23 protein-coding genes are annotated in these 24,744 nt (G+C 67.3%); 11 read left to right on the top strand and 12 right to left on the bottom strand.

From position 1 onward, the window contains the following. Positions 1-11: 11 nt before the first annotated feature. From EBS11_RS03635 to EBS11_RS03625, 3 genes are read left to right on the top strand one after another with little or no spacing between them, the layout of a single operon-like run. Entirely contained in the window at positions 12-1,052 is a 1,041-nt protein-coding gene (locus EBS11_RS03635) for a GTP-binding protein (RefSeq protein WP_290600622.1), read from the top strand. Beyond that, entirely contained in the window at positions 1,049-1,837 is a 789-nt protein-coding gene (locus EBS11_RS03630) for a hypothetical protein (RefSeq protein WP_290600621.1), read from the top strand. Before EBS11_RS03635 ends, EBS11_RS03630 begins: the two co-directional genes overlap by 4 nt. Before the next feature lie 44 nt (positions 1,838-1,881). Continuing rightward, the gene (locus EBS11_RS03625) at positions 1,882-2,400 is read left to right on the top strand and encodes a GNAT family N-acetyltransferase (RefSeq protein ID WP_290600619.1); all 519 of its coding nucleotides are present in this window, start codon (positions 1,882-1,884) and stop codon (positions 2,398-2,400) included. 12 nt (positions 2,401-2,412) lie between these two features. Here the strand turns inward: EBS11_RS03625 and EBS11_RS03620 are convergent, their stop codons facing one another. The 6 genes from EBS11_RS03620 to EBS11_RS03595 all read right to left on the bottom strand — a co-directional run bounded on the left by EBS11_RS03620 (position 2,413) and on the right by EBS11_RS03595 (position 8,590). Continuing rightward, positions 2,413-2,838: a transcriptional repressor gene (locus tag EBS11_RS03620; protein WP_290600617.1), complete on the bottom strand. Its 426-nt coding sequence runs from the start codon at positions 2,836-2,838 to the stop codon at positions 2,413-2,415. Between the two features lie 104 nt (positions 2,839-2,942). Further along, the gene (locus tag EBS11_RS03615) at positions 2,943-4,310 is read right to left on the bottom strand and encodes an alpha/beta fold hydrolase (protein WP_290600616.1); all 1,368 of its coding nucleotides are present in this window, start codon (positions 4,308-4,310) and stop codon (positions 2,943-2,945) included. Positions 4,311-4,418: 108 nt separating this feature from the next. Beyond that, positions 4,419-5,297, bottom strand: coding sequence for a peptidase (locus EBS11_RS03610; protein WP_290600614.1), 879 nt, complete (start codon positions 5,295-5,297; stop codon positions 4,419-4,421). Positions 5,298-5,388: 91 nt separating this feature from the next. After that, positions 5,389-6,198, bottom strand: a complete 810-nt coding sequence (locus EBS11_RS03605; RefSeq protein WP_290600613.1) for a transglutaminase family protein — start codon at positions 6,196-6,198, stop codon at positions 5,389-5,391. Continuing rightward, positions 6,198-7,142 carry an alpha-E domain-containing protein gene (locus EBS11_RS03600; protein WP_290600612.1) on the bottom strand — a complete coding sequence of 315 codons (945 nt, stop codon included), beginning with the start codon at positions 7,140-7,142 and terminating at the stop codon, positions 6,198-6,200. The genes EBS11_RS03605 and EBS11_RS03600 overlap by 1 nt, the downstream gene beginning before the upstream one ends. After that, positions 7,136-8,590 (bottom strand): circularly permuted type 2 ATP-grasp protein, encoded by a 1,455-nt coding sequence (locus EBS11_RS03595; protein WP_290600611.1) that lies wholly within the window; start codon positions 8,588-8,590, stop codon positions 7,136-7,138. The genes EBS11_RS03600 and EBS11_RS03595 overlap by 7 nt, the downstream gene beginning before the upstream one ends. Positions 8,591-8,879: 289 nt before the next feature. On the opposite strand from EBS11_RS03595, the gene EBS11_RS03590 reads away from it, so the two are divergent. Then, positions 8,880-9,275, top strand: a complete 396-nt coding sequence (locus EBS11_RS03590) for a hypothetical protein (RefSeq protein ID WP_290600610.1) — start codon at positions 8,880-8,882, stop codon at positions 9,273-9,275. A 96-nt stretch (positions 9,276-9,371) separates the two neighbouring features. On the opposite strand, the gene EBS11_RS03585 is transcribed toward EBS11_RS03590, so the two are convergent. Together EBS11_RS03585 and EBS11_RS03580 are read right to left on the bottom strand one after the other, a co-directional pair. Next, entirely contained in the window at positions 9,372-10,238 is an 867-nt protein-coding gene (locus EBS11_RS03585) for a hypothetical protein (protein ID WP_290600608.1), read from the bottom strand. A gap of 112 nt (positions 10,239-10,350) precedes the next feature. After that, positions 10,351-12,567, bottom strand: coding sequence for a TonB-dependent receptor (locus tag EBS11_RS03580; RefSeq protein ID WP_290600606.1), 2,217 nt, complete (start codon positions 12,565-12,567; stop codon positions 10,351-10,353). A 237-nt stretch (positions 12,568-12,804) separates the two neighbouring features. Here EBS11_RS03580 and EBS11_RS03575 point away from each other — a divergent pair, with 237 nt between their 5' ends. From EBS11_RS03575 to EBS11_RS03560, 4 genes are all read left to right on the top strand, one after another. Continuing rightward, positions 12,805-13,467: a hypothetical protein gene (locus tag EBS11_RS03575; protein WP_290600604.1), complete on the top strand. Its 663-nt coding sequence runs from the start codon at positions 12,805-12,807 to the stop codon at positions 13,465-13,467. A 174-nt stretch (positions 13,468-13,641) separates the two neighbouring features. Next, a complete protein-coding gene (locus EBS11_RS03570) occupies positions 13,642-14,589 on the top strand; it encodes a 2-hydroxyacid dehydrogenase (protein ID WP_290600650.1) in 948 nt (315 codons plus the stop codon). Between the two features lie 97 nt (positions 14,590-14,686). Then, complete coding sequence (locus tag EBS11_RS03565; RefSeq protein WP_290600602.1) at positions 14,687-14,944, top strand: hypothetical protein; 258 nt, start codon at positions 14,687-14,689, stop codon at positions 14,942-14,944. Positions 14,945-15,004: 60 nt separating this feature from the next. Next, complete coding sequence (locus tag EBS11_RS03560) at positions 15,005-16,195, top strand: low temperature requirement protein A (protein WP_290600600.1); 1,191 nt, start codon at positions 15,005-15,007, stop codon at positions 16,193-16,195. On the opposite strand, the gene EBS11_RS03555 is transcribed toward EBS11_RS03560, so the two are convergent. Then, complete coding sequence (locus EBS11_RS03555; protein ID WP_290600598.1) at positions 16,192-17,109, bottom strand: LysR family transcriptional regulator; 918 nt, start codon at positions 17,107-17,109, stop codon at positions 16,192-16,194. The genes EBS11_RS03560 and EBS11_RS03555 overlap by 4 nt on opposite strands. 63 nt (positions 17,110-17,172) lie before the next feature. Between EBS11_RS03555 and EBS11_RS03550 the strand changes: the two genes are divergently transcribed. The 3 genes from EBS11_RS03550 to EBS11_RS03540 all read left to right on the top strand — a co-directional run bounded on the left by EBS11_RS03550 (position 17,173) and on the right by EBS11_RS03540 (position 20,701). Further along, a complete protein-coding gene (locus tag EBS11_RS03550; RefSeq protein WP_290600596.1) occupies positions 17,173-18,690 on the top strand; it encodes an MFS transporter in 1,518 nt (505 codons plus the stop codon). A gap of 92 nt (positions 18,691-18,782) precedes the next feature. Then, the gene (locus tag EBS11_RS03545) at positions 18,783-20,351 is read left to right on the top strand and encodes an EAL domain-containing protein (protein WP_290600595.1); all 1,569 of its coding nucleotides are present in this window, start codon (positions 18,783-18,785) and stop codon (positions 20,349-20,351) included. Further along, complete coding sequence (locus EBS11_RS03540; protein ID WP_290600594.1) at positions 20,348-20,701, top strand: hypothetical protein; 354 nt, start codon at positions 20,348-20,350, stop codon at positions 20,699-20,701. The genes EBS11_RS03545 and EBS11_RS03540 overlap by 4 nt, the downstream gene beginning before the upstream one ends. Positions 20,702-20,704: 3 nt before the next feature. Here the strand turns inward: EBS11_RS03540 and EBS11_RS03535 are convergent, their stop codons facing one another. The 3 genes from EBS11_RS03535 to EBS11_RS03525 form a co-directional block, all read right to left on the bottom strand. Then, a complete protein-coding gene (locus tag EBS11_RS03535) occupies positions 20,705-22,069 on the bottom strand; it encodes a serine hydrolase (RefSeq protein ID WP_290600592.1) in 1,365 nt (454 codons plus the stop codon). Between the two features lie 130 nt (positions 22,070-22,199). Further along, entirely contained in the window at positions 22,200-23,579 is a 1,380-nt protein-coding gene (locus EBS11_RS03530; RefSeq protein WP_290600590.1) for a serine hydrolase, read from the bottom strand. 11 nt (positions 23,580-23,590) lie between these two features. Continuing rightward, complete coding sequence (locus EBS11_RS03525; RefSeq protein ID WP_290600588.1) at positions 23,591-24,577, bottom strand: DUF535 family protein; 987 nt, start codon at positions 24,575-24,577, stop codon at positions 23,591-23,593. Between the last annotated feature and the right edge of the window lie 167 nt (positions 24,578-24,744).

Here is a 24,744-nt window from a genome sequence, read left to right as displayed (position 1 = left end):
AGGAAGGCAATATGACAGAACTGATCCCCGTCACCATCATCACGGGTTTTCTCGGCAGCGGGAAGACCACCTTGCTCAAGCGCATATTGCAGGGCGACCACGGCTTGCGCATCGCCGTGATCGAGAATGAATTCGCCGCCGAAAGCATCGACCATGGCTTGCTGGTGCAGGACAGCGGCGAGCAGATCGTGGAAATGAACAATGGCTGCATCTGCTGCAGCGTGCGGGGCGACCTGATCCGCATCCTGGGCGAGCTGCACGCGAAACGCGCGGCAGGAACCATCGCTTTCGACCACGTGGTCATCGAAACGACGGGCCTGGCCGCGCCCGGCCCCGTGGCGCAGACCTTCTTTGCGGAGCCGTCCGTCAGCGAGTTCTACCTGCTCGACGCGATTTTGACGGTGGTCGATGCGCGCCACGCGCAGCAGCAATTGACCCTGCACAAGGAAGCGCAGGAGCAGGTGGGCTTCGCCGACCGCCTCCTGCTGTCGAAGACGGACCTCGTCAGCAAGGACGAACTGGCGGCGCTGCGCCAGCGCCTGGCCGCCATCAACGGCCGCGCCCGCATGCAGAAGCTCAGTTTCGGCAACGTGCCCCTGCGCGAGATCCTGAATATCCGCGGTTTCAACCTGAATGCCATCGTCGAGCTGGAGCCGGATTTCCTCGGCGAACTGGGGCACCGCCATGGCGACGGCGTGCAATCGTTCGTGTATCACCAGGCGCAAGCCCTCGATCTGCTGCAGGTGGAAAACTTCCTCGACGCCGTGGTGCAGCTGTTCGGCACCCAGCTGATGCGCTACAAGGGCATATTGCACGTGGCCGACCTGCCTTGCCGCGCCGTCTTCCAGGGCGTGCACATGCTGATGGGCTCGGAACTGGGCGTGCCGTGGCGCGAGCGGGAAACGCGCGCCAGCACCATGATCTTCATCGGACGGGACCTGCCGCAAGACATGCTGACGCGGGGGCTGGACCGCTGCGTGGCCGGGGCGGCCAGTCCCGCCAGCGTGCTGGCCGACGTGATGGCCGTGGCGGTGGCCGGGGTAGCGGCATGAGCGTGGAAGCGGGCTTGCCCGCCCTGGCGCTGATCTTTCTCCTGGGCATGCGGCACGGCCTGGAGCCGGACCACCTGGCCGCCGTCGATGGCCTGACCCTGCGCAGCCTGCCCGCGCACCCGCGCTGGGCGCCGTGGATGGGCGCGCTGTTCGCGCTGGGGCATGGCCTCAGCGTGCTGGCCATCGTCGCCGTCGCGGCCGTGGCGTCCCGGCAATTTACACCGTCGGAAGCCGTGTTCGGCTGGCTGGAATGGCTGCCCGTCGCCTTGCTGCTGCTGATCGCCGCGCTGAACGCGCGCAGCCTGCTCGCCGGCGGACAGCTGGCCAGCGTGCGCGGCCATTTGCTGCCGGGCTGGCTGGGCCGGGCGTCCGGCCCGCTGGGCGCCATCCTCGTCGGCATGCTGTTCGCCCTCGTCTTCGACACGGCCCTGCAGGCGGCCGCCTGGGGCTATGCGGCCGTGGCGCTGGGCGGCATGGGGCCGGCCCTGCTGACGACACTGGCGTTTGCCGCGGGCATGGGCGTGACGGACAGCTTCGACGGCTGGGTCACGGCAAAAGTCATGCGCACCGGCAAGACCGACATCGTGCGCGCCTTCCGCCGCCGCCTGGGCTGGCCCATCGTCGCCCTCTGCGTGGCCATGGCCGCCTGCGTGGCGGCCGGCAAGCTGGACGCGGCGTGGCGCTTGCCGGAAAGCTGGACGGCGGCCCTGGGCGCGGCCATGCTGCTGCTGATGGCGGCCCTGTACGGCTGGACCCTGTACGGCTTGCGCGGCACGCGTGCCTGAGGCCAGGGCGTGGGTATAATGGAAAAAAACTCCCGAGTCCCGCCATGCCCGCCACCGACATCGCCATCCGCCTGCTGACGCCAGCCGACGCCGCCGCCTTTTGCGCGCTGCGCCTGCGCGCCATCCTCGATTCGCCCAGCTCGTTTTCCTCCTCGCGCGAGGATGAGCTGGCCCGCACGCCGGACGAGCACGCCCAGCGCATCGCGGGCGGCCCGCAGCAGCGGGCCTTCGGCGCCTTCGACGGCGAACGCCTCGTGGGCTTTGCGGGCTTGCGCCGCGAAGCGCTGCGCCAGCTGTCGCACAAGGCCGTGCTGTGGGGCGTCTTCGTCGACGTGCCGCAGCGGGGCAGGGGCGTGGCGCGGCGGCTCGTCAATGCCTGCATCGACCAGGCCGAGCGCGACCCGGCCATCCTGCAAGTGCATTTGAGCGTGAACGCGGAAAACAATTCTGCGCGACAACTATATGAATCGCTGGGCTTTATCCGCTACGGCACGGAGCCGCGCTCCATGCGCGTGGGCGAGCTGTTCTATGACGAGCATCACCTGGCACTGCTGCTCAGGTGATGTCAGGGAGACTTACTTGCAGCGCGGGCACAGGCCCTTGATCAGGTAATCGACTTCGTCGCCGCTGAAGCCTTCCGGCAGGGCCACGGGCGTGGGCAGCTTGACTTCATTGAAGCAGGTGACGTTGGCGCACTTGGTGCACTGGAAATGCGCATGTTCGTGCGCCTGGTGGCCGGCGCCCGCGCTGAAGCGCCACACCTGGTCGGCACCGGCGATGCGGTGCACCAGTTCATTTTCCGTCAGCCATTCCAGCACCCGGTACAGGGTGACGGAATCGATATCGCTGTCCTGCGACAGCGCCTGCTGGATTTCATGGTGGGTCAGCGAGCGGCTTTGCGCCATCAAAAAGTCGAGCACCTTCACGCGCGTCTTGGTGACGCGGGCGTTGGTGTTGCGGATCAGCGATTCGGCGTGCGGTGTAGAAGAAGATGTCAACATAATATGGCCTGCTTACGGATGGACGGGCGGGCGGCGTGATCGCCGTGCCTTCGGCACCCTCATGGCCGTATCTTAGCATGCGTGCTCCGAAGCATGAACCCGCGTCATGGTTTGAACGTCCAGTAGCGGCCCGCCGGCGTGTCGACGGGGTCGAGAAAGCGCTGGTCGGCGCGCGCATTGTTGCGTATCAGATAAAACATGTCGGACAGGGCCGAGCGCTTTTCCGCAAAGTAGGAGTGCTTCATGAAGCTCGTGTCCACCCCGGTGGCGTCGATGGTTTCCACGCCGGCCACGATGAGCATGCCGGCGCCGCTGTCGCCCGCGCGCGGGTAGCCGTGCACGGCCTTCGAGGCGGCCAGGGCCAGGTCCTGCGACGAGGCGTACAGGGTGACGGGATTGCGCCCGCCGGCCAGTTTCGGCGCGATATCGTGCTTGAAGATGGCCGCGTCGATGTCGGGCGCGGACAGGATGACTTCCGTGATCTTTTGCGCCAGCAGCGGCTGCGCGGCCAGCAGGTCGGCCACGGCCCGCGTCAGGCCGCGGCTGCCCATGCTGTGGCCCACCAGGTACACTTGCGCCGCGTCCGTGCTGGCAAGAAAGTCGGCCAGGAAGGCCGTGATGTGCGGCGTGCTCCATTCGATGTTGTTTTCATCGATGGTGTAGCCGGCGATGTCGCCCTGCGACGGCCAGCTGTAGAAGACGGGCGCGCCATCGAAGCCCAGGTCGTAGGCCATCTGTCCCGTGCGCCGCGCCGCATCCTCGAAACTCACGTTGAAGCCGTGCACAAACACGAAGGCGCTCTTGCCGGCCGAGGCGCGCACCTGCGTCTTCAAGGCGGCAAAGAAATTCTCGCGGTCCTGCACGTCGGCGGCCAGCAGCACCACGTGCTTGGCCGGGTCTTCGCGAAATTCCAGGCGCCACAGCGACGGCGATTCCAGCTGGCCCATGCGGTGGTCGCGCGGAATGCTGATGTCGCAGCTGCCATAGCTGAGCGGTCCGTCGCCCCCGCCATTGCCGCTGCTCATGCCCGTGCTGCGCTGGCCGCTGAAGCGCCGGGCCGGCGGCTTGCCCACGTCGCGCTGGCGGTCCGTGGCGAAATACACTTTGACGACGGCGTAATTGGAGACGATGGCGTTCTTGTCGGCCGGGGCGGGCACGGCGACGGCGTCGGGTGCCGGGGGAACGGCCGCTGACGGCCGCTGCAGCGCATCGAACAAGCCTTGCGCGGCGAACAGGGTTTCCATGTCGTCCGGCACCTTCGCCGTGGCCAGGGCGGCGGACAGGGCCAGCTGCAGCGGCACGGAACCGGGGTCCGCTTCCAGGGCGTCGATGGCGGCCAGGACGGCGGCGGCGCCGTCGAACTTGGCGATGGCCGTCCTGATCTGCCGGTAGTGGGCCGCGACGGCCTCGGGCGCATGGCCGGGCGCGCCATGTTCGATGGCCGCGACGACGGCGGAAGTGATCAAGTCCATGCGCCACCTGCCTTTCCGTTCAGTATGGATAGCTTGTCAACCCATATTGCCATAAAAGCACGCGGAAAGCGACTTGTCCAGCACCGCGCGCAGGCAGCGCGGGGCAGATCAATGTTGCTTGCCGCCTTGGAACTGCTGCGCCAGCGATTGCAGCGGGGCGGCCGTCACGCCGCCGCGGCTCGCGTGCTCGGGGATGGCCACGCGCACGGGCTTGCTGTGCATATTCGTCGATGACAGCACGTTCGTGGTGGTCTCCGGCGCCGCGTTCCACACGGGATCGGCGATGCCTTCGAACACGTGTTTCAGCTGTTCGCCCCACGTGTCGCGGATCATGCGGAAATACTGGTTCTTTTCATCGATGGTGACGAAGCGCGTGACGGCCAGGCTGTCCGTCTCGTAGACGAGCAAGTCCAGCGGCAAGCCGACGGAAATGTTCGAGCGCAGGGTGGAATCCATGGAAATGAGCGCGCACTTGGCCGCCTCGTCCAGGCGCGTGTAGGGATTGATGACGCGGTCGATGATGGGCTTGCCGTATTTCGCCTCGCCGATCTGGAAATACGTGTTTTCATCGTGCGATTCGATGAAGTTTCCGGCCGCATACACCTGGAACAGCCGGCAGCGCTCCGCCTGGATCTGCCCGCCCAGGATGATGCTGACGTTGAAATCGATGCCGCACTCGGCCAGGGCCTTCGCTTCGCGCTGGTGCACGGTGCGCACGGCTTCGCCCACGATGCGGGCCGCGTCGTACATGCTGGTCACGTTCCAGATGCTGCGCCCGTCCCCATCCACGTGTTCGGACACGAGCTGGCGGATGGCTTGCGAGATCGACAAGTTTCCTGCTGTCATCAATACCAGCATGCGGTCGCCCGGGTTCTCGAACACGCTCATCTTGCGGAAGGTGCCCACCTGGTCCACGCCGGCGTTGGTGCGGGAGTCGGACAGGAAGACCAGGCCTTCGTTGAGGCGCACGCCTATGCAATAAGTCATCGTAGCAAATTCAGTCAAAGGGGAAGCATTCTACACCAGCCGGGCCTGCTCATCCTGCCGCAAGGCCCGGCCAGCCTCGTTCCTGGCGTGTTTACACGGGCACGATCTGCACGTCGACGCGTAAGGTTTCCGTGCCGCCGCCCTGGCGCACGCCGCGCACGGGCGCGGCTGAATCGTAGTCGCGCCCGATGGCCAGGCGGCAGTAGGCATCCGTCATCAGCCGCGCATGGGTCACGTCGATGCTGACCCAGCCCGCGAAATCCGTGTCTTCCGTCCAGGCATCGACCCAGGCGTGGCTGGCCGCGTGGCCCGTCGTGCCCGGATCGATGTAGCCGGACACGTAGCGGGCCGGGATGCCCCAGGCGTGGCAGCAGGCGAGGAACAGATGGGCGTGGTCCTGGCACACGCCGCGTCCCAGGGCCAGGGCGTCGCCCGCCGTGGTGGTGACCATGGTGGCGCCGCTCTCATAGGCCACCTTGCCGACGATGTGCTCGGCCAGGCGCAGCAAATGCCCCGTGCCCGCCGTCACCCGGCGGTCCGGCAGGCTGGCGGCCGTCAGGTCGAGGATGGCGGGGTTGGCCTGGGTCAGGGGCGTCGGCATGGTAAACAACAGCGGCGACAAGGTATCGACCAGGTTCAGCCGTCCCTTGTGCGGGTAGATGGTTTCCACCACGCCATGCGCCACCAGGCTCAGGGACTGGTGGCTGCCATTGATGGTCAGCATGTGCGACAGGTTGCCGTAGGCATCCGTGTAGGCGTGGCACTGGCCCGGCGTGGCGATGTGCCAGGACAGGGCGCGCTGCTGCGGCTCGCTGCGCGGCGTCAGGTGCAGCTGCTGGATGGTGTAGGCCAGCGGCGCACTGTAGGCGTAATGGGTAGCGTGGCGGATGGTGAGCTGCATCAGGCCGCCAGGGGAACGAGGAAGTCGCGGCTGACCCGGTTGCCCAGGTCATAGATGTTTTCCAAAAATTGCGTCAATGTATGGTGCAAGCCAGCCTTCATGATGTCGTCGATATGGCCGAATTTTAACCCGGCGTGCAGTTTGCCGGCGAAGCGTTCCGTATCGGCCGACACGTCGTTGCGGATATGTTTCAGATTTTCCACCACGTCATCCATGCAGGCGAGCAGGGAACGGGGCATGTCGCCGCGCAGCATCAGCAGTTCCGCCACCCGCGCCGGGGTGATGACGTCGCGGTAGACCTTGCGGTAGATCTCGAAGCCGGAAACGGAGCGCAGCAGGGCCGCCCAGTAGTAGAAATCGCGCTGGGCCACGTCTTTCGACGTGTCGCGCGCGCCGTGGAACTTCACGTCGAGGATGCGCGCCGTGTTGTCGGCCCGCTCCAGGAAGGTGCCCAGGCGGATGAAATGGATGGCTTCGTCCTTCAGCATGGTGCCCAGGGTCACGCCGCGCGACAGGTGCGAGCGGTATTTCACCCATTCGAAGAAGGCGCTGGGGTCCGTTTCCAGCAGATTGCTCTTCAGGCGCTTCTGCATGTCGAGCCAGGTGGCGTTCTGGATTTCCCACACTTCCGTCGTCAGGGTGCCCCGCACGGCGCGGGCGTTTTCGCGCGCGCCCGTCAGGCAGGCGAGGATGGAAGACGGGTTGTTCGGGTCGCGCACCATGAAGTCGAGCACGTCGCGCGTGTGGAAGCGGCCATATTTGTGGTCGTAGGCGCTTTGCAGCTCGGAAATGCCCAGGGTGGCGCGCCAGCCCTGTTCCGCATCCTGCTCGGACTGGGGCAGCATGGAGGTCTGCATGTTGACGTCGAGCATGCGCGCCGTGTTTTCCGCCCGCTCCGTGTAGCGGGCCATCCAGAACAAATGATCGGCGGTACGGCTCAGCATGTTTTTTCTCCTTCTTCCGATGAGGCGGGTTCCAGCACCCACGTGTCCTTGGTGCCGCCGCCCTGCGAGGAATTGACCACCAGCGAGCCTTCGCCCAGGGCCACGCGGGTCAGGCCGCCCGGCACCATGGAAATGGTCTTGCCGGACAGCACGAATGGGCGCAGATCGATGTGGCGCGGCGCGATGCCGGCTTCCACGTAGGTGGGGCAGGCGGACAGGGCGAGGGTGGGCTGGGCGATGTAGCCGCCCGGATTGGCCAGCAGGCGCTGGCGGAAGTCCTCGATCTGCGCCAGGCTGGACGCCGGCCCCACCAGCATGCCGTAGCCGCCCGCGCCGTGCACTTCCTTGACGACCAGTTTCGGCAGGTTTGCCAGCACGTAGGACAGGTCGGCCGGTTTGCGGCACTGGTAGGTGGGCACGTTGTTCAAGATCGGTTCCTGCGACAGGTAGAACCTGATCATGTCGGGAACAAATGGGTAGATGGACTTGTCGTCGGCCACGCCCGTGCCGATGGCGTTCGCCAGCGTGACCCTTCCGGCGCGATAGACGGACAGCAGGCCCGGCACGCCCAGGGACGAGTCGGAGCGGAAGGCCAGCGGGTCGAGGAAATCGTCGTCCACGCGGCGGTAGATGACGTCCACGCGCTTCGGTCCCCGCGTGGTGCGCATGTAGACAGAGTTGTCGTTGACGAACAGATCCTTGCCTTCCACCAGTTCCACGCCCATCTGCTGGGCCAAAAAGGCGTGTTCGAAGTAGGCCGAGTTGTACATGCCGGGCGTCATGACGACCACCGTGGGGTCGTCCACGCCCATGGGCGCGACGGAGCGCAGGTTGTCGAGCAGCATGTCCGGATAGTGGTCGACGGGGGCGATGCGGTTGCGCGCGAACAGTTCCGGGAACAGGCGCATCATCATCTTGCGGTCTTCCAGCATGTAGGACACGCCGGACGGCACACGTAAATTGTCTTCCAGTACATAGAATTCGCCCTGGCCGGCGCGCACGATGTCCACGCCCGCGATGTGGGCGTAAATGTCGGAAGCGACGGCGATGCCCTGCATTTCCGGGCGGTACTGGGCATTCTTGTAGATTTGCTCGGCGGGAATGATGCCCGCCTTGATGATGTTTTGTTCATGATAGATATCATGGATGAACATGTTCAAGGCTTGCACGCGCTGCACGAGACCCGTCTGCATCTGCGCCCACTCGGCGGCGGGGATGATGCGGGGGATGGTGTCGAAGGGAATCAGGCGTTCCGTGCCGGCATCGTCGCCATACACGGCAAAGGTGATGCCGACGCGGCGGAACGTCAGGTCAGCTTCGGCCCGCTTGCGGGCGATGGTCTCCGGGGATTGCTGCGCCAGCCAGCTGTCAAACTCACGATAGTGTTCACGTACCTTGCTGTCCGTCCCCACTTCATCCGCAGTCATTTCATTGAAAAAATTTGCCATGTTGTGATTTCCCTTGAGCCAAGTCTGACTATAGCTCAGCAGAAATCATGCCAGTGCCACGCACGGGAGAATGTGTAAAGATGACCACTTTTGTGGCGGAAAGGCCCCTGTTGCACCGACTTGGTGCATGGATTGTCAGTTATGGGGGCGGGGCCGCAAGCGACGGGCGGGGCGGGCCGGTTCCGGCGCAACAGGCACTCCGGATTTGCCTAAAAGGAAATTATTCGTCATCATGCAGCTGCTTACGTCCGCAAGCGGCCGGGATGCCGGAAGTAAAGGGAGATAGGGAATGACCAGAGGTCAGGAACGCTATGCGATGCCATGGGGGTCTTTGCTGCTGGCGCCATTTGCGAGCGTACCGGCCTTGGCTGTCACGGGATTGGGCAGTTCCGATGCGGGCATGGCGAGCGACCTGGGCAGCGGTCTCGTGTTCGGTTTTCTGCTGGGCGTGCCTGTTTCATTTATCGGCATCGCAGTCGTTGGCTTGCCACTGTATTTTTTGCTGCAGAGATTCGACTCGCTTCGATCATGGATTGCTTGTTCCATCGGCGCACTGGTGCCGTTCCTGGTACTGTTTGATGAAGCGCCGCTGAGAACCACCGTGGGAGGCACCATCACGGGACTCGCCGTAGGTGCGTTCGCGTATGCGCTGCGGCCAAGAGGCGTGCCCGCATCGGGCCAATGAGGTGTCAAGCGGACAGGGGCAGGTTGCCGTTCGCCTTTTCCACACAATAGGCCAACAGCAGCCTTCCCGGCGGCCAGCAAGCCCGAGCGGATTTCTTCATGGCGTCCGGCCGGCAAGCGTCCCGTGCAGGTGTTCGAGCGCTTGCGACCAGGCGCTCAGGGAGAAATTCTGCGGGTCGTCGTGGCCATTCGCGTAGCCCGTGTCGAGCACGGCGTGGAAGGCGGGGATCAGCCACGTGCCCTTGCGCACGCTGGCGGCCACATACAGCAGGGCCAGGCGGTCATATTGCGCTGGGGTAAAGCCCGGCTCGGGCGCCAGGCCGTCGTTGCCCTTGCCGCCGCCCGGCACGGAGTTGCGCGGCTGTACCAGTTCCACGTGCAGGAACAGGCCCGTCAGCGAGGGCTTGTCCTTTTCCAGCTTGCTGGCGTAGCCGGGCGTGCCGAAGTCGCGCACCTGCACGGAATCGCCCAGGCGATTGACGTAGACGTGGCCTTTCGGCCCGCCGCCCGGCGCGGGATGGCGCACCTTGAAGTCATTGAATTCCCAGCCGGCCTCGTTGATGTGGGCGGGAATGGGTTCTAGCAGGAAATTCGGGTAGCTCGTGTCGTGGATGACGAAATAGCGGGCCGCGGGCGCCGCCAGCCGGCCCGTGGCACGCGACAGGGGCGCGTCGACGGCGCCGCCCGCGTCCGCCTCGGCGATGCCCTGCTGCGCCAGCCAGGCGCGCACTGTGGCCGGGGCGATGTCCGTGCGCCGGCCCACGTGGCTGTCGAGAAAGCCGGGCAGGGGCGCGCTGGCGCCCAGGCGCGCATACAACTTGACGGGGCGCAGCAAACACGTGGCTTGCGCCCGCGCATCGCCCTTGAAACCGCTTTTCCAGGCGGCGTAGGGGCAGGCGGCTTGCTGCTGGGCAGCCGCCGGCGCGGCCAGGGCGAGAAGGAACAACAGGGCAGGCAGTCTCATGCGGGCATTGTCGCCCAGGCGGGCCCTGCGGCACAGGTGCGCACGCGAAAAAAAGGCTGCCCGGGAAAGGGCAGCCTGCAACAAGCTCCTGGAACGGCGCTCAGAACGGCACTTAGAACGCGATGCTGGCCGAGACGACGACCGTGCGCGGCGCGGCCAGCACGAGGCTGCCCGCATCGAAGGAAGACACGGCGGAAGCCCAGTAGCTGCGGTCGGCCACGTTGTCGATGCGCGCGCGCAAGGTCACGTCGTGCCCCGCCAGCTGCGTCAGGTAGCGCGCGCCGATGTCCAGGCGCGTCCACGAGGGCAGCTCCTTGGTGTTGGCCAGGTCCGCGTACTGCGTCGCCGTGTAGACGGCGCGGGCGTTCAGGCTCAGGCCGGGCGCGCCGGGCACGTCCCATTCGCCGCCCGCGCTGGCCTGCACCTTCGGCGCGCCGATGGCGTGCTTGCCGTTGTTGAGCGGCTTGTCCGTGTCGCGCTGTTCCGTGTCCAGCCACGTCAGGCCGCCCAGCAGGCGCACGCCCGCCACGGGCGCGCCGAAGACGGACAGTTCCAGGCCCTGGTTGCGCTGCTCGCCCGACAGGGTGGCGCGCGTGCCGACGATGGCTGGCAAGGGCTTGGCCGTGGAGAACAGGGCCGCGCTCATGCCCAGCCGGCCGCCGTCATACTTGATGCCGATTTCCTTTTGCCGGGACTTGTATGGCGCAAACACTTCGCCATGGTTGCTCACCAGCTGGTCCGTCGTGCCGTCGAAATAGGTGCCGCTGGCCACGGGGCCTTTCACCAGCGCCTCGATGTAGTTGGCGTACAGCGACACCTGCCTGCTGGCCTTGTAGACGATGCCGGCCACGGGCGTGGTGGCGCTCTTGTCGTAGGTGGGACCGGACTGCACGGCCGTGCCGTAGGCATAGCCCGTATCCTTGATCTGCTGGTGGCGCGCGCCCACCGTCAGCAGCACGCTGTCGTCGAGGAAGGCCATGGTGTCGGCCACGGCGAAGCTGCTGAGGATGGTGCGCTGCGTGAGGCGGGGATCGCTCATCACGCCGCCCGAGTTCGCCGCCAGGGTGAGCGGCATGGCCACGTCCACGGGACGGTAGATATTCGTCGGCAAGCCCGCATAGTCGCTGATGGCGTAGGCATTCTTCGCCTCATTCCAGTGGCCGGACCAGCTGGCCACCAGCGTATGCTGCACGGCGCCCGTCCAGGCCTTGCCGCGCAGGCCCAGTTCGCCCGTGCGGATTTCCTGTTTGCGCGCATTGTCGAAGCGGTACACGCTGGCGTCGCCATTGACGGAGGTCAAGGCCGGCTCGGCCAGGCTGTTCGATTCCTTCGTCGAGCGGCTGCCGAACGCGGCCCAGGCCACGACGTCCCTGGCCAGGTCGACTTCGGCGCGCGCCGTGCCGAAGACATCGTGTTCCTTCGAGTAGCTCCAGGGCTGGGCGAAATTCTGCGATGCGTCCGGCGCGTCGGGCAGGGTGGCCACGCGGCCGATGTTGACGGACGGGCGCGGCGCCGTCAGGTCGAAGTTCTGGTAGCCGGCGTCGGCCGACAGGCGGACGTTGCGGCCGCGATAGTCGAGGCCGACGGAGAACATGCCCACGTCGTGGTCTTCGCGCCGGATGCTCGTCTCGCCCTGGCGCTTGGCGGCATTCACGCGCACGCCGAACTCCCTGTTTTCGCCGAAGCGGCGCGCCACGTCGATGGCCGCATAGGCGTGGCCGCCCGATTCCACGCCCACCGTCAGCTCCGTCAGGGGCGCGTTGCCGGCCCGCTTGGGCATCAGGTTGATGGCGCCGCCGATGCCGCTGCCGCCCGGCGCCGCGCCGTTCAGGAAGGCGCTGGCGCCACGGAACACTTCCACGCGCTCGAGCAGTTCCGGCGAGACGTACTGGCGCGGCAGCACGCCGTACAGGCCGTTATACGCCACGTCGTCGGAATCGAGGGCGAAGCCGCGGATCACATACACTTCCTGGAAATTGCCGTAGCCGCGCGACATGCGCACGGCCGCGTCGCTTTGCAGCAGGTCGCCCACGCTGCGCGCCTGCTGGTCGGCAATAAATTGCTGCGTATAACTGGTGCTGCCGAATGGCGAGGCCATCATGTCCACGGCACCGAGGATGCCCATGCGTCCGCCGCGCGCCACCTGGCCGCCCGCATACGCTTTCGACAAGCCTTCCGCCGAGGCGTCGGCCGAGGCGCTCACGACCACGGTCGGCATGGTCTGCGCGTCGGCGTCGGCGTCGGCGGTGGTCTGGGCGTGGGCGGCGGCGCTGGCCAGCAGGAAGGCGGCCAGGGCGAACGGGGTGGGGACGAGCTGGAAGGTGCGCATGGTGTTGTTCGATAGTAATGAGAATGATTATCATTATATTCCTCCCGGCCGGAAAGCGCGGGCAATGGCGCGTCCGGCGGTAAAAAAATGACGCGCCGCGCAACAGGGCGGGCGGCAGGCACCGGATTTTGCAGAAAAAAGGCGCGCCAGGCGATACCTTGCGGATTGATTAACACGTTCGCGCCATGATCGTTACACTGTGGCATCGCGCACTGCGCCCACCGGATGTTGTTGCCCATGCCCGACCAAGACCAGCCCGCTTCCCCGCACCGCACCTGGCGCTTCAGCGCGAAAGGCGCGGCCGTCGCGCTGATCCTGGCCATGCACGTGCTGGGCCTGTATTTCCTGCTCTTGCCGGCGCGGCAGCTGAAGCAGTACACGGAAGTGGCCTTCATGACGCTGATGCCGCCCCGGCCGCTGCCGGCGACGCCGCCCATGCCCTTGCCGATGCCCATGCCGCGCGCGCGGGCCGTGGCGCCCGCCGCGCCTCGGGCTGCGCCAGCGCCGGCGCAGCCCGAGGCGGCTCCCGTCACCGCCGAAGCGATCACCGTGCCTGCCGCCGAACTGCCTGCCGTGTCCGGGGAAGACTTGCGCACGCGCGCGCGCCAGGCGGCGGGCGCCGCCGACAAGGCGCTGCGGGCCGAGCTGAAGAAAGACAAGCCGTGGCTGGCCGCGGCGGACCTGGCGAGCGACTCGGCATTCCAGAAGCAGCTGGGCTCGGCCTGGCGCGGCGGTCCCGTGCTGACGGTGGAAGACTATCTGACGGCCGATGGCCGGCCCGCCTCGCGCGTGCGCACGCCGGGCGGTTCGACCTGCTACGCCATGGGCGAGAACCCGGGCGCGGGCGCCGATCCGTTCAAGACGGGCGGCAAGCTGAAACGCGTGCCTTGCCCGGGCTAGTCGCCTGATCCCGCAGGCGGCGGCGCCTGGCGGGACAGGCGGCGGCACGGCGGCGCACGCAAAGACCGTGCCCGGAGCAGGGTTTTCATGGCGATTCCGGGGCGGCCTTCCCCGGCGGGGCGTCAAATATGCTAAGTTGCGTCTGCAACCATGCCTACCCCACCCTGGACGCCCATGCCACCCGATATCCTCATTCTCGCCCCCAGCCCCTCGGCTGCCGTCAACGCGCAGCTGGAAGCACAGTACGCCTGCCATCACGCCTGGCAAGTGGCGCCGGACGCGCGCCATGCCTGGCTGGCCGCGCGGGCGCCGGCCATCCGCGCCGTCGTCACGACGGGCGCGCTGGGCCTGAACGCCGCGGACATGGCCTTGCTGCCCGCCCTGGAAATCATCGCCGTCAACGGCGTCGGCCTCGATGGCGTGGCGCTCGACGAGGCACGGGCGCGCGGCATCGCCGTCACCACCACGCCGAACGTGCTGACGGACGACGTGGCCGACATCGCCCTGGGCCTGCTGCTGGCCAGCGCCCGCCACATCGCCGCGCTCGACCGTTACGTGCGGGACGGCGGCTGGGAACGCCGCGAAGCCATCGCCCCCGCGTCCAGCCTGCGCGGCAAGACGGCCGGCATCTTCGGCTTCGGCCAGATCGGGCAAGCCATCGCGCTGCGCCTGGCCGTCTTTGGCGTCCACGTGCGCTACTTTCAGCCGCGCGCCATTGCCGGCACCGACGTGCCGCGCGCCGAATCCCTGCTGGCCCTGGCGCAGGAAAGCGACTATTTGATCGTCTGCGCACCGGGCACGCCCGCCACGCGCAAGATCATCGACCGCACCGTGCTCGATGCGCTGGGGCCGCAAGGCACCCTGATCAATATCGCCCGCGGCGCCCTCGTCGACGAGGAGGCCCTGATCGCCGCCTTGCAGGACGGCCACCTGGGCGCTGCCGGCCTCGACGTGTTTGCGGACGAGCCCCGCGTGCCCGCCGCCCTGCGCGCCTTGCCCAACGTGGTGCTGACGCCGCACGTGGGCAGCCTGACCGTGGAAACGCGCCATGCGATGGGCCAGCTGGTGGTCGACAACCTGGCGGCGCATTTCGCCGGCCTGCCGCTGCCCACGCCCGTCTGAGACTTGCCACGTCCGCCCATCGCGCCGGGCGCCGGGGAAATGCGTTAGCATCAACTGCATGGCATTTTGATACGATATTCCGGCGAAAGGGATGGCGATGCATACCTTACTGGTGATGGGCGCGGGCTTCGCGCTGCTGGCACTGTGTTTGCTTGTAGGACGGGGCAGGGGCGCGATGGCGCAGGCGGCCCTGGCGTTCATTCCCCTGTGGCTGCTGGGCGCCGGCATCAACCTGGCCGTGGGCGTGCTCGCGGCCGGCTACACCGTGGCCGAGGAACTACCGATTTTTGCAGTAATTTTTGCCGTGCCAGCCTTGCTGGCCGGTTTTTTGTGGTGGCGTTTACAACGCGCCTGAGCCGTCCGCCGAAGGCAGCATCGCCAGTACGGCCAGGATTGAATTGATGAAAGAGTAGCTATGGAATTGACAAAATCGCTGTTGCGCAAGCGCGGCGGGCAGGACAGCGGCAAGGTGGGCATGATCGAGCTGTTCTTCGACCTCGTGTTCGTGTTTGCCGTGACGCAGCTGTCGCACGGCTTGCTGGGCCACCTGAGCGCCATGGGCTGGCTGCAGACGGGCCTGCTGCTGATGGCCGTCTGGTGGGTGTGGATCTTCACCTCATGGATCACCAACTGGCTGGACCCGGAGCGCATCCCCGTGCGCGTCAGCCTGTTCGTGCTGATGCTGGGCGGGCTGCTCATGTCGGCCTCGATCCCCGAAGCGTTCGGCACGCGGGGCCTGGCCTTCGCGCTTGCCTACGTGGCCATGCAGGTGGGGCGCCCCCTGTTCGCCTGGTGGGCCGTGCGCGGCGATACCCTGTCGCGCCGGCGCAACTTCCAGCGCATCAGCCTGTGGGCCGTGCTTTCGGGCATCTTCTGGATCGCCGGCGGCCTGGCCGACCCTGGCCAGCGCCTGTTCTGGTGGGCCGCGGCCCTGGCGATCGACCTGGCCGGCCCGTGGCTGCGCTTCGGCGTGCCGGGCCTGGGCCAGTCGTCGACGGCCGACTGGGACGTGGACGGCGGCCACATGGCCGAACGCTGCGCCCTGTTCGTCATCATCGCCCTGGGCGAATCGCTGCTCGTGACGGGCGCCACGTTCGCCGGCCTCGAATGGACGGCCGGCAACTGGCTGGGTTTCCTGTCGGCCCTCGTCGGCAGCATCGCCATGTGGTGGATCTATTTTGACACGGGCGCCGAGGCGGGCCACCACCGCATCGCCCACGCGAAGGACCCGGGCAGCATCGCGCGCAAGGCCTACACCTACATCCACGTGCTGATCGTGGGCGGCGTGATCGTGTCCGCCGTGGCCGACGAACTGGCCCTCGTGCATCCGGACGAAGCCAGTTTCGCCGGCATCAGCGCCTTGCTGGGCGGTCCGATCCTGTACCTGCTGGGCAATGCCCTGTTCAAATGGGTCAGCAGCGACCGCGCCGCGCCGCCCCTGTCGCACCTGCTGGGCATCTTGATCATCCTGGCGCTGATCCCCATGGCTTACGGACGCCTGTATGCGCCCCTGACCCTGGCCTGCATCACCAGCTGCGTGCTGGTCCTCGTGGCCGTGTGGGAACACATGGCGCTGCGCCGGCCCGCGCCGGAACTGGACCCTTAATCTTCAGGCAGGGCCGCCGCGCGCAATTGCCCGATGAAGGCGCGCGCGGCGGGCGCCTGTTCGTGGCGGCGGAAGGCCGCCGCGATTTCCGATCTGATCTGCGGCCCCGCCAGTTCGCGGAAGACCACGCCAGGCAGTTGCACGCTGGCCATCACGGAGTGGGGCACGATGGCGCAGCCCACGCCCAGCGACACTTCCGTCAGCACGGCCACCAGGCTGCCGGGGCGCGACGCCACCTGCGCCGCAAAGCCGCCGCGCCGGCTCACTTCCAATGTTCCCCATTCCTGTTCCGGCACGATGAAGGCTTGCTGCGCCAGCGCGGCCGGCTGCGCCGCGCCAGGCCGGGCGACATCTAGTTGCGCCAGCGGGCTGTTGGCCTGCACGGCCAGCACGAAGCGGTCGCGCAGCAGCACCACGCTGTCGATGCCGTCCGGGTAGTGCAGGGGCGGGCGCACGAAGGCCAGGTCGACCCGGCCCTGGTCCAGCAGTGCCGGCAGGGCCTCCATGGCGTATTCGCGCGCGCTGATGCGGATGCCGGGGTGGCTGGCGCGGAAGCGGGCAAACTGGCCCTGCAGCACGCCAGAATAGGCGGCCGAGGCCACGTAGCCGATCTCCAGCCGTCCCAGCTCGCCCCGTCCCGCCCGCCGCGCCGCTTCCTGTGCCTGCGCCAGCTGTTCCAGCGCACGCGCCGCTTCCGGCACGAACAGCTCGCCGGCCGCCGTCAGGGCCACGGCGCGCTTGCTGCGCTGGAACAGGCGCGTGCCCAGCAGCTGTTCCGTTTCCTGCACCTGCTTGGTGAGGGCGGGCGGCGAGATGCCCAGTTCCGCGGCGGCCCGCGCAAAGTGCAGGCTGTGCGCGACGGCCAGCACGCAGCGGAAATGCCGCAGTTCCAGGGATTTTTCAGTATTCACCATGAGTGAATTATAAGGCGATCATCTTATAACAGGAAGTAACATCAACCTGCTTACAATCGGCGCATGAAGAAGAACAACTGGACCCTCTACACCTGCTCGGGCGTGTGCGCCCTGATCATGCTCGACACCAACGTGGTGGCCGTCTCGCTGCCTTCGATCGCCCGCAGCCTGAACGCCAGCTTCGTCGACGTGGAATGGGTGGTCAGCGCCTACATGCTGGCGTTCGCCTCGTTCCTGTTGCCGGCTGGCAGCATCGCCGACCGCCTGGGACGCCGCAAGGTGATGCTGTGCGGCCTGGCCGTGTTCGCGCTGGCCTCCCTGCTGTGCGGCCTGGCGTGGACGCCGTTCGTGCTCAACGTGGCGCGCGCCGTCAAGGGCCTGGGCGCGGCGCTGCTGCTGACGTCCGCCCTGGCCGTCATCGGCCACACCTTCCATGCGGAACAGGAGCGGGCGCGGGCCTGGTCCGTGTGGGGCGCGGCCATGGGCGTGGCCATGACGGTGGCGCCGCTGCTGGGCGGTCTCGTCACGAGCGCCATCAACTGGCGCTGGATTTTCTATCTGAACCTGCCCGTCGTCGCCATCTTGATGCTGCTGGTGCGCAAGCACGTGGACGAGTCGCAGGATGCCTCCAACGCCAGTTTCGACCCGGCGGGCGCGCTGCTGTTTTCCGCCGGCCTGTTCTGCATCATCTGGGGCCTGATCGACGCCAGCGTGGCGGGCTGGTCCAGCCGCGCCACCTTGCTGCGCTTTCTGGCCGGCGCCGCGCTGCTGGCCGTGTTCATCGCCGTGGAACGGCGCCAGCGGGCGCCGATGGTCGATCTGTCCCTGTTTAGCCGCCGCGTTTTCGTGGGCGCCGTGCTGGGCATGTTCGGCTACGCCATCGCGGCGCAGGTGATGATGACGTTTTTACCCCTGTACCTGCAGAACGCATTCGGCTTTTCCGCCGTGCTGGCCGGCTGCGCCATGCTGCCCTTTGCCGTCGCCATGGTGGTGCTGTCGCGTCTGGCGCCGCGCGCCATGCGCCACCTGGACGACCGCGGCATCCTCGTGACGGGCTTGCTGATCGTCGCCGTGGGCAACGTGGCCACGGCCCTGGCCGCCGGCAGCCTGTTATATGGCTGGGTGGCGGCCGGCATGGTGGTGACGGGGGCGGGCGCCGGCTTGCTCAACGGCACGACGCAAAAAGCCATCCTCGCCTGCATCCCCCGCGAACGCACGGGCATGGGCTCGGGCATCAGCACCACCACGCGCTTCGTCGGCATCGTGCTGGCCGTGGGCGCCCTGGGCGCCGTGCTGGCCATGCGCACGGCCGCCTCGTTCGACCGGCTGGCGTGGCTGCACGGCCTGAAGGCCTCGCCCGAGATGATAGGGCGCATCGTCGCCGGCAACGCGGCCGACGCCTTCGGCCAGCTGCCGCCCGCCCTGCGGGCCGTGGCGCAGGAAGCGGCGCGCCAGGCCTTCATCGACGGCTTTGCCAGCGTGCTGTACCTTGCTGGCGCGCTGGCGGCCGTGGTGGCGGCGCTGGTGTTCGTGCTGGCGAGACCGGCGCTGCCCGCCCCGCAGGGCGCCAGAAAAGTGTAACTGTTCAACAAGTTCCGCGTGCGCCGCCTGCACTTGTACTATGATGCCATCAGGAAATACATGGTATTCATACAACTACCGCAGGTAACTACATGCGCAGAAAACGCATCATCATCACCAGCGTGCTGGTGGCCGTCGTCGGCGTGGCCGCTCCCCTGAGCCTGGCCTTCTATCTATCGTCCGTGCGCGCCGAGCAGGGCGAGCAGGAACGCCTGCGCCTGCTGGCCGGCTACGCGCTCGAGCGCGCCCACCGCTCCATCGCCTCGGCCAGCACCGCGCTGCGCAGCGCCGATGCGCTGGACCTGGCGCCGTGCTCGGAAGCGCACGTGCAGCAATTGCGCCGCATCACCATCACCACGCGCAGCATCGACGATATCGGCTATGTGGAAAACGGCTTGCTCAAATGCACGTCGACGGGCCTCGAAGAGGAGCGCATCGCCATCACGCCCGCCGACTTCACCCTGGACAATGGCATGGGCCTCGATTTCGACCTGCGCCCCGTCGTCAGCGGCGGCAAGCGCATGGTGGGACTGTCCTACCGCGCCTACAAGGTGCTGATCGATCCCGTGCGTTTTTCCGACGTCATCGTCGATAGCGACATCCAGATGGCCGTCGCCATCGGCAAGCAGGGCGTGCTCGACACCCTGCACCATCCCGACCCCGCGCAGGTGCAGGCCTTGCTCGCCGGCTTGCCCGCGGCGGCCGGGACGGTGCCCGACGGCAGCATCCATGCCATCCTGTACCGCGACGGCTTGACGGCCGTCATGATCGAGCCGCGCAGCAAGCTGAACGACAGGCTGCGGCGCGAACAGCTGCTGCTCTTGCCGCTGGGCCTGCTGATGGCCGCCTTCATCGTCGGCATCGTCGTGTGGCTGTCGCGGCGCCGTTTGTCGCTGATGGGCGAATTGCGCATCGCCATCGACCGGCGCGAATTCTTTGTCCATTATCAACCCATCATCGCCCTCGACACGGGCGTGTGCGTGGGCGCGGAAGCGCTGATACGCTGGCGCCGTCCCGACGGCAGCATGATACGGCCCGACCTGTTCATCCCCGTGGCCGAGGAGGGCGAGCTGATTTTGCCCATCACGGACCAGGTCATCGATTGCGTCATCGCCGACATGCGTGCCGCGCTGCTGGCCGACCGCGACCTGCACATCGCCATCAACCTGTGCGCCAGCGATATCGAGACGGGCCGCGTGCTCGACGTGCTCGAGCGGGCGCTGGACGGCACGGGCATCGAGGCCCAGCAGATCTGGCTGGAAGCGACGGAACGGGGCTTCATCAACGTGGAAGCGGCCCGCGCCACCATCGAGAAGGCGCGCGCGCGCGGCCACGCCGTGGCCATCGACGACTTCGGCACGGGATACTCAAGCCTGTCGAGCCTGCAAAACCTGCCCCTCGACGCCCTGAAGATCGACAAATCCTTCGTCGACACCATCGGCACGGACGCGGCCACCAGCAGCGTCACGCCGCACATCATCGCCATGGCCCGCACCCTGAACATGCTGATCGTCGCCGAAGGCATCGAAACGCAGCGCCAGGCCGATTATCTGCTGGAACGCAAGGTTGAATTCGGCCAGGGCTGGCTGTTCGCCAAAGCGCTGCCGGCCGCCGAATTCCTCGCCTTTTACGCAAGCCGCCGCGCGCCATCCGCCCCATGAGATCACCCCGTTTTCCCTATCCGCTGCAGCCGCTGCGCGTGCCCGGCGGCTGGCACATCACCGTCAACACCCTGTTCGAGGTGGACCCCGGCCCCGACACCATGGAATGGTTCAGCAGCGCGCTGCTGCTGTGGGGGCATTGCCGCGACAGCGGCTACTGCTTCAATTCCCATTTCGAGCCGGAGGACGACCCGCAGGGCGAATTCGTGCTGGAGCTGGGCAAGGTGGCGTACGACCGCCACGGCAAGGCCGTCCACGGCAGCGAGGCCTGCCTGGGCGAATTTCGCACGCGCAGCAGGGCGGCGTTCGTAGCCCGGGTCGAGCGGTTCATGCGCGAGCCGGCGGCTTGACTCTTACTGCTTGCGCGGCAGGACGACGTCCTGTCCGCCCTGCGTGAGCACGGCGCCGGTGATCTTGCCCGCCGCATCGCGCGTAAATGCCAGTTCCGCGTCGATGGCGCGGAAGAAAAACTGGTCTTTCGCGCTGGCAAACAGGGGCGCCGAGCCGACGCCCGTGCCGGCCGCTTCCAGGCCAGCCTTGCCGAGGGTGACGCTGAGCGTGAACTCCGCCCCCGACGGATATTCCCCCACGTATTCGGCCAGCGTTGCGCGCGGCACGGCGATGGCCGCCGGCGGCTTTTTCAGCGGCGGCAGCGGCGTGCCGGGCAGCAAGGCGGACAGGCCCAGGGCGTCGACGCTGCGGGCCGTGTTCGTCAAGACCACCACGCCCCGCTTGCCATCCGTCGTGAACGCCGCGTAACTGGTGTAGCCGCCCGTCTGGCCGCTGTGCCAGGCGTAGGATAGGCCCTGTTGCTGCTGCAGCAGCCATGCCAGGCCGATGTGGATGTCGCTGCCGGGCGCCAGCGGGCGCTGCGGCTTGATGGCCAGCGCATACGGGCGCAGGGGCTTGAACATGTACGCTTGTAAGTAGGCAACCATGTCGCGCGCGCTGGAATACACGCCGCCGGCCGGCGCCACCACGTTCAAGTCCCACGCGGGCGCCGGCTCGCCCGACAGCAGGTGGCCGGGTGCCAGGCGTGCCAGCATGCCGTGCGTGGGCTGGTTCGACGTGGAGCGCATGCCCAGCGGCACGGCGATGCGCGACTGCAGCAGGGCCTCGTAGCTGCTGCCCGCCCGCGCCGCCAGGGCCGTGCCCAGCACGGCGTAGCCGATGTTCGAGTAGTCAAATTTCGTGCCCGGCGCGTACGGCAGGCGGTAGGCGGCGAGGAACTGCCGCTGCTTCGCTTCCGTGTAGTCGGCATACGGATTGGCGGGGTTGGCCGGCGCGAAATTGTCAGGCAGGCGCGGCAGCGAGGAATAATGCGTGGCCAGGTCGAGCAGGCTGATGGCCTTGCCGTCGAAGGCGGGCACCGTATAGCCCTGCAATAGCGTCGCCACCGGTTCGTCGAAGGTGGCCTTGCCTGCGGCGACGGCGTCGGCCAGCAGCAGGCCCGTCATGGTCTTGGTGACGGAACCGATCTGGTAGACGGTGTCGGCATCCGGCTTGGCCTCCGCCTTGGCGGGTTTGCCTGCCTGCGCGCGGCCAAAACCGTAGACGGCGCTGTCCCTGCCGTCGATGACGGCGATGACGATGCTGGCATGCATGCCGTTGCGCGTAAGTTCCTCCGCGCGCTGGCGCACGGCATCGTCCAGCACGGGCGCGGCCAGGGCGGCCGTGCCCAGCAGGCAAAGGGGAAGGAGGGCGAGTGTGGGTGTCATGGGAACCTGTCTAGAGTTGAACGGAACGGCAAGTTCACGCCAGCCCCGGGATAACGTGGCTGGGATGAACGCCGAGCATAGGCCCGCTACATGAAGGTTGCCTGAGTTTTATGCCATGGTTACTGAAAAATCAAGGCTTGCGCGTGGCCGGCATGGCCTGGCCATTCTGGTGCAGGACGAGGCCGGTGATGGCGCCCCGGGCATCGCGCTGGAACACCAGCTGCGCCTCGACCACCTTGTAAAAGAAAGTGTCCTTCGCGCTGGCATACACGGGCGCTTCGGGCTGGCCCGTGGCGCCCACCAGCAAGCCGTCCGGCCCCTGGCGCACGGTGAGGACAAAGGTGGGCAGCAGCGCGTACTGGCCCGTGTACTGGGCCAGGTCGGCGGGCGCGATGGCGATTTCCTTGGGCGCCGCGCCGGCCTGCGGCAGCGGCGGCAGGCTGCCGGGCACCAAGGTGCCCATGCCCAGGGCGTCGACTTCGCGCGCCGTGCTGCTCAGCACCACCACGCCCCGCTTGCCATCCAGGGTGTAGCCGGCAAAGCTGGCATAGCCGCCCGTCTGCCCGTTATGCCAGGCGAGCGGCTGGCCCTTGACCCGGTCCAGCATCCACGCCAGGCCGATCTTTTTCACGCCGTCCCCGTCGCCTTCGCCGGCCAGCGCCAGGCGCGGCTGCACGGCCAGCTGCTGCGCCGGACCGGCGGCCCGCATGTACGATTGCATGTAGGCAATCATGTCGCGCGCGCTGGAGCGCACGGCGCCGGCCCCCGCGATGGCCTGGAAGTCCCAGTTCGCGGCCGGCTTGCCGTCGCCCAGGTGGCCCGGCGCCAGGCGCGCGCGCAGGGCGGGCGGCGTCACCGCCGCGCTGGAAGCCATGCCGAGCGGGCGGAACAGGCGCGCCTGCAGCAAGTCCCCGTAGGACATGCCCGCCTGCGCGGCCAGCGCCGTGCCCAGCAAGCCGTACGCCAGGTTCGAGTATTCATACGCGGCGCCCGGCGCGCGCGCCAGCGCATGGCCGGCCAGAAAGCTGCGCAGCTGCGCGTCGCCATAGTCGGCGTAGGGATTGTTCATGTCCGCCGGCGCCAGGTTGGCGGGCAGGCGCGGCAGGCCGGAAAAGTGCGTCGCCAGCTGCCCCAGCGTGATTTTCTGGCCGGCAAGGGCAGGGATGGCGTAGGCGGGCAGCAGTTCGGCCACGGGCTGGTCCAGGCGCGCCTTGCCCGCCACGACGGCGTCCGCCAGCAGCAGGCCCGTCATGGTTTTCGTCAGGGAGCCGATTTCATACACGGTGTCCGCATCGGGCACGCCCGCGTCGCCTGGCCGCGCGCGGCCAAAGCCGTAGACGGCGCTGTCATTGCCGTCGATCACGGCGATGACGAGGCTCGCGTGCTTGCCGTCACGCACCAGTGTTTCCGCCCGCTCGCGCACGGCGGCATCGAGCGTGGGCGCGGCCAGGGCGGCGGCGCCGGACAGGGACAGGATGGGGAGCAGCAGGGTGCGCAGGCGTGGGGGCATCGTCGGTTCCGTCAAGTTGGTTGTTGATAAAAAGAAAGCATAGCATCTTCGCCGCCAGGATGGCTGTTTTGGCAAGATGGCGTACTTGGCATGGCCGCCGGCGCGTGCAGCAGTGCGGCCAGCTGCGCGCGCATGTCATTCGTCATGCATTGAAGCAATTCACCGCGCCGCCGCGCGTCGGCGCGCTTTTTCGACGGCACCGCGGCCAGGTCGGGCGCCCTGTACGCCGTACAGGGCAGGTAATAATTGCCGTCGCGCATGCGCAAGGCATGCAATTCCTGCCACGCCTGGTCGTAGTCGGCGGCGATATGCCGGCGCCGGCGCGCATTCAGGGCGATGCGGTTGTCGTTGCTGATCAAAAACACATTATTGCAGGCGAAAAAATCGCCCACATCGCGCAGGGCCGTGACCATCAGGTTTTTCGGCCGGCAGCCGTGCAGGGCCCGCGTCGCTTCCCTGACGGCCAGCCTGCCCGCTTCCGAGCGCAAGCCTTGCAGGGCGCCCAGCTGCAGGGACACGCCGTCCGCGCGTGGCAGGAAGAGGAAGCTGGCCAGATACAGGGGCCGGCCGTCGCGCGTCAGGCGCAGGCACAGCTCGCCTTCGCGGTAGCTGTCGTGGATGGCCGTCAGCTGCAGGCGGTACAGCGCCCCATCCTTCCCAGCGAAGGCGGCCAGCACGAGGGGCTGGCGCGCCGCCCGCTCCACCAGCGCGCGGGCGCCGGCCTGCCACAGGAAGCGGTAATGGCCTTCGAGCAAGGCCAGGCGCGCCGCGCAGCCCAGCTGGCGCGAGGCGTAAGGGCGGTAGATCTTGAAGCGCAGGCAAGGATGCAGCTGGGCCAGGGAACCGAGGCCTGGCATGCTGTCCAGGAATGCCTGCCAGCGCGTGCGCTGGCGGGGAAAGAACAGGGCGCCCAGCGCCGCCTTCAGGCGGTGGCCGCTGGCGGGGCGCGGCAGGGCGGCGCCGTGGCGCGCGCGCGAATTGATAGCAATGTCAGTCATGGGTCCACCCGGAAATGGCAGGCGCTGCACAATGAGTGCCTTGCCAGCCTGAATGCTACGCAAGCCAGGTGAAGTTCATATTAAGAACATGGCGATGTAGGGGATGGCAACTCAATGACCATGAAACATTTGCCTTCTGGCAATGCGGACGGGTATGCTCCCCGCAC

The organism is Janthinobacterium sp., from assembly GCF_009923995.1.
GTDB lineage: Bacteria > Pseudomonadota > Gammaproteobacteria > Burkholderiales > Burkholderiaceae_D > Janthinobacterium.
This window is presented reverse-complemented; position numbering and strand designations above follow the sequence as displayed.

Coding starts and splice junctions, on each gene's coding strand:
- EBS11_RS03535 (WP_290600592.1), bottom strand. CDS start 22,069: ATGACACCCACACTCGCCCTCCTTCCCCTTTGCCTGCTGGGCACGGCC.
- EBS11_RS03570 (WP_290600650.1), top strand. CDS start 13,642: ATGCCACCCGATATCCTCATTCTCGCCCCCAGCCCCTCGGCTGCCGTC.
- EBS11_RS03530 (WP_290600590.1), bottom strand. CDS start 23,579: ATGCCCCCACGCCTGCGCACCCTGCTGCTCCCCATCCTGTCCCTGTCC.
- EBS11_RS03590 (WP_290600610.1), top strand. CDS start 8,880: ATGACCAGAGGTCAGGAACGCTATGCGATGCCATGGGGGTCTTTGCTG.
- EBS11_RS03600 (WP_290600612.1), bottom strand. CDS start 7,142: ATGCTGAGCCGTACCGCCGATCATTTGTTCTGGATGGCCCGCTACACG.
- EBS11_RS03545 (WP_290600595.1), top strand. CDS start 18,783: ATGCGCAGAAAACGCATCATCATCACCAGCGTGCTGGTGGCCGTCGTC.
- EBS11_RS03550 (WP_290600596.1), top strand. CDS start 17,173: ATGAAGAAGAACAACTGGACCCTCTACACCTGCTCGGGCGTGTGCGCC.
- EBS11_RS03635 (WP_290600622.1), top strand. CDS start 12: ATGACAGAACTGATCCCCGTCACCATCATCACGGGTTTTCTCGGCAGC.
- EBS11_RS03620 (WP_290600617.1), bottom strand. CDS start 2,838: ATGTTGACATCTTCTTCTACACCGCACGCCGAATCGCTGATCCGCAAC.
- EBS11_RS03575 (WP_290600604.1), top strand. CDS start 12,805: ATGCCCGACCAAGACCAGCCCGCTTCCCCGCACCGCACCTGGCGCTTC.
- EBS11_RS03540 (WP_290600594.1), top strand. CDS start 20,348: ATGAGATCACCCCGTTTTCCCTATCCGCTGCAGCCGCTGCGCGTGCCC.
- EBS11_RS03595 (WP_290600611.1), bottom strand. CDS start 8,590: ATGGCAAATTTTTTCAATGAAATGACTGCGGATGAAGTGGGGACGGAC.
- EBS11_RS03615 (WP_290600616.1), bottom strand. CDS start 4,310: ATGGACTTGATCACTTCCGCCGTCGTCGCGGCCATCGAACATGGCGCG.
- EBS11_RS03605 (WP_290600613.1), bottom strand. CDS start 6,198: ATGCAGCTCACCATCCGCCACGCTACCCATTACGCCTACAGTGCGCCG.
- EBS11_RS03610 (WP_290600614.1), bottom strand. CDS start 5,297: ATGACTTATTGCATAGGCGTGCGCCTCAACGAAGGCCTGGTCTTCCTG.
- EBS11_RS03630 (WP_290600621.1), top strand. CDS start 1,049: ATGAGCGTGGAAGCGGGCTTGCCCGCCCTGGCGCTGATCTTTCTCCTG.
- EBS11_RS03565 (WP_290600602.1), top strand. CDS start 14,687: ATGCATACCTTACTGGTGATGGGCGCGGGCTTCGCGCTGCTGGCACTG.
- EBS11_RS03580 (WP_290600606.1), bottom strand. CDS start 12,567: ATGCGCACCTTCCAGCTCGTCCCCACCCCGTTCGCCCTGGCCGCCTTC.
- EBS11_RS03525 (WP_290600588.1), bottom strand. CDS start 24,577: ATGACTGACATTGCTATCAATTCGCGCGCGCGCCACGGCGCCGCCCTG.
- EBS11_RS03555 (WP_290600598.1), bottom strand. CDS start 17,109: ATGGTGAATACTGAAAAATCCCTGGAACTGCGGCATTTCCGCTGCGTG.
- EBS11_RS03585 (WP_290600608.1), bottom strand. CDS start 10,238: ATGAGACTGCCTGCCCTGTTGTTCCTTCTCGCCCTGGCCGCGCCGGCG.
- EBS11_RS03625 (WP_290600619.1), top strand. CDS start 1,882: ATGCCCGCCACCGACATCGCCATCCGCCTGCTGACGCCAGCCGACGCC.
- EBS11_RS03560 (WP_290600600.1), top strand. CDS start 15,005: ATGGAATTGACAAAATCGCTGTTGCGCAAGCGCGGCGGGCAGGACAGC.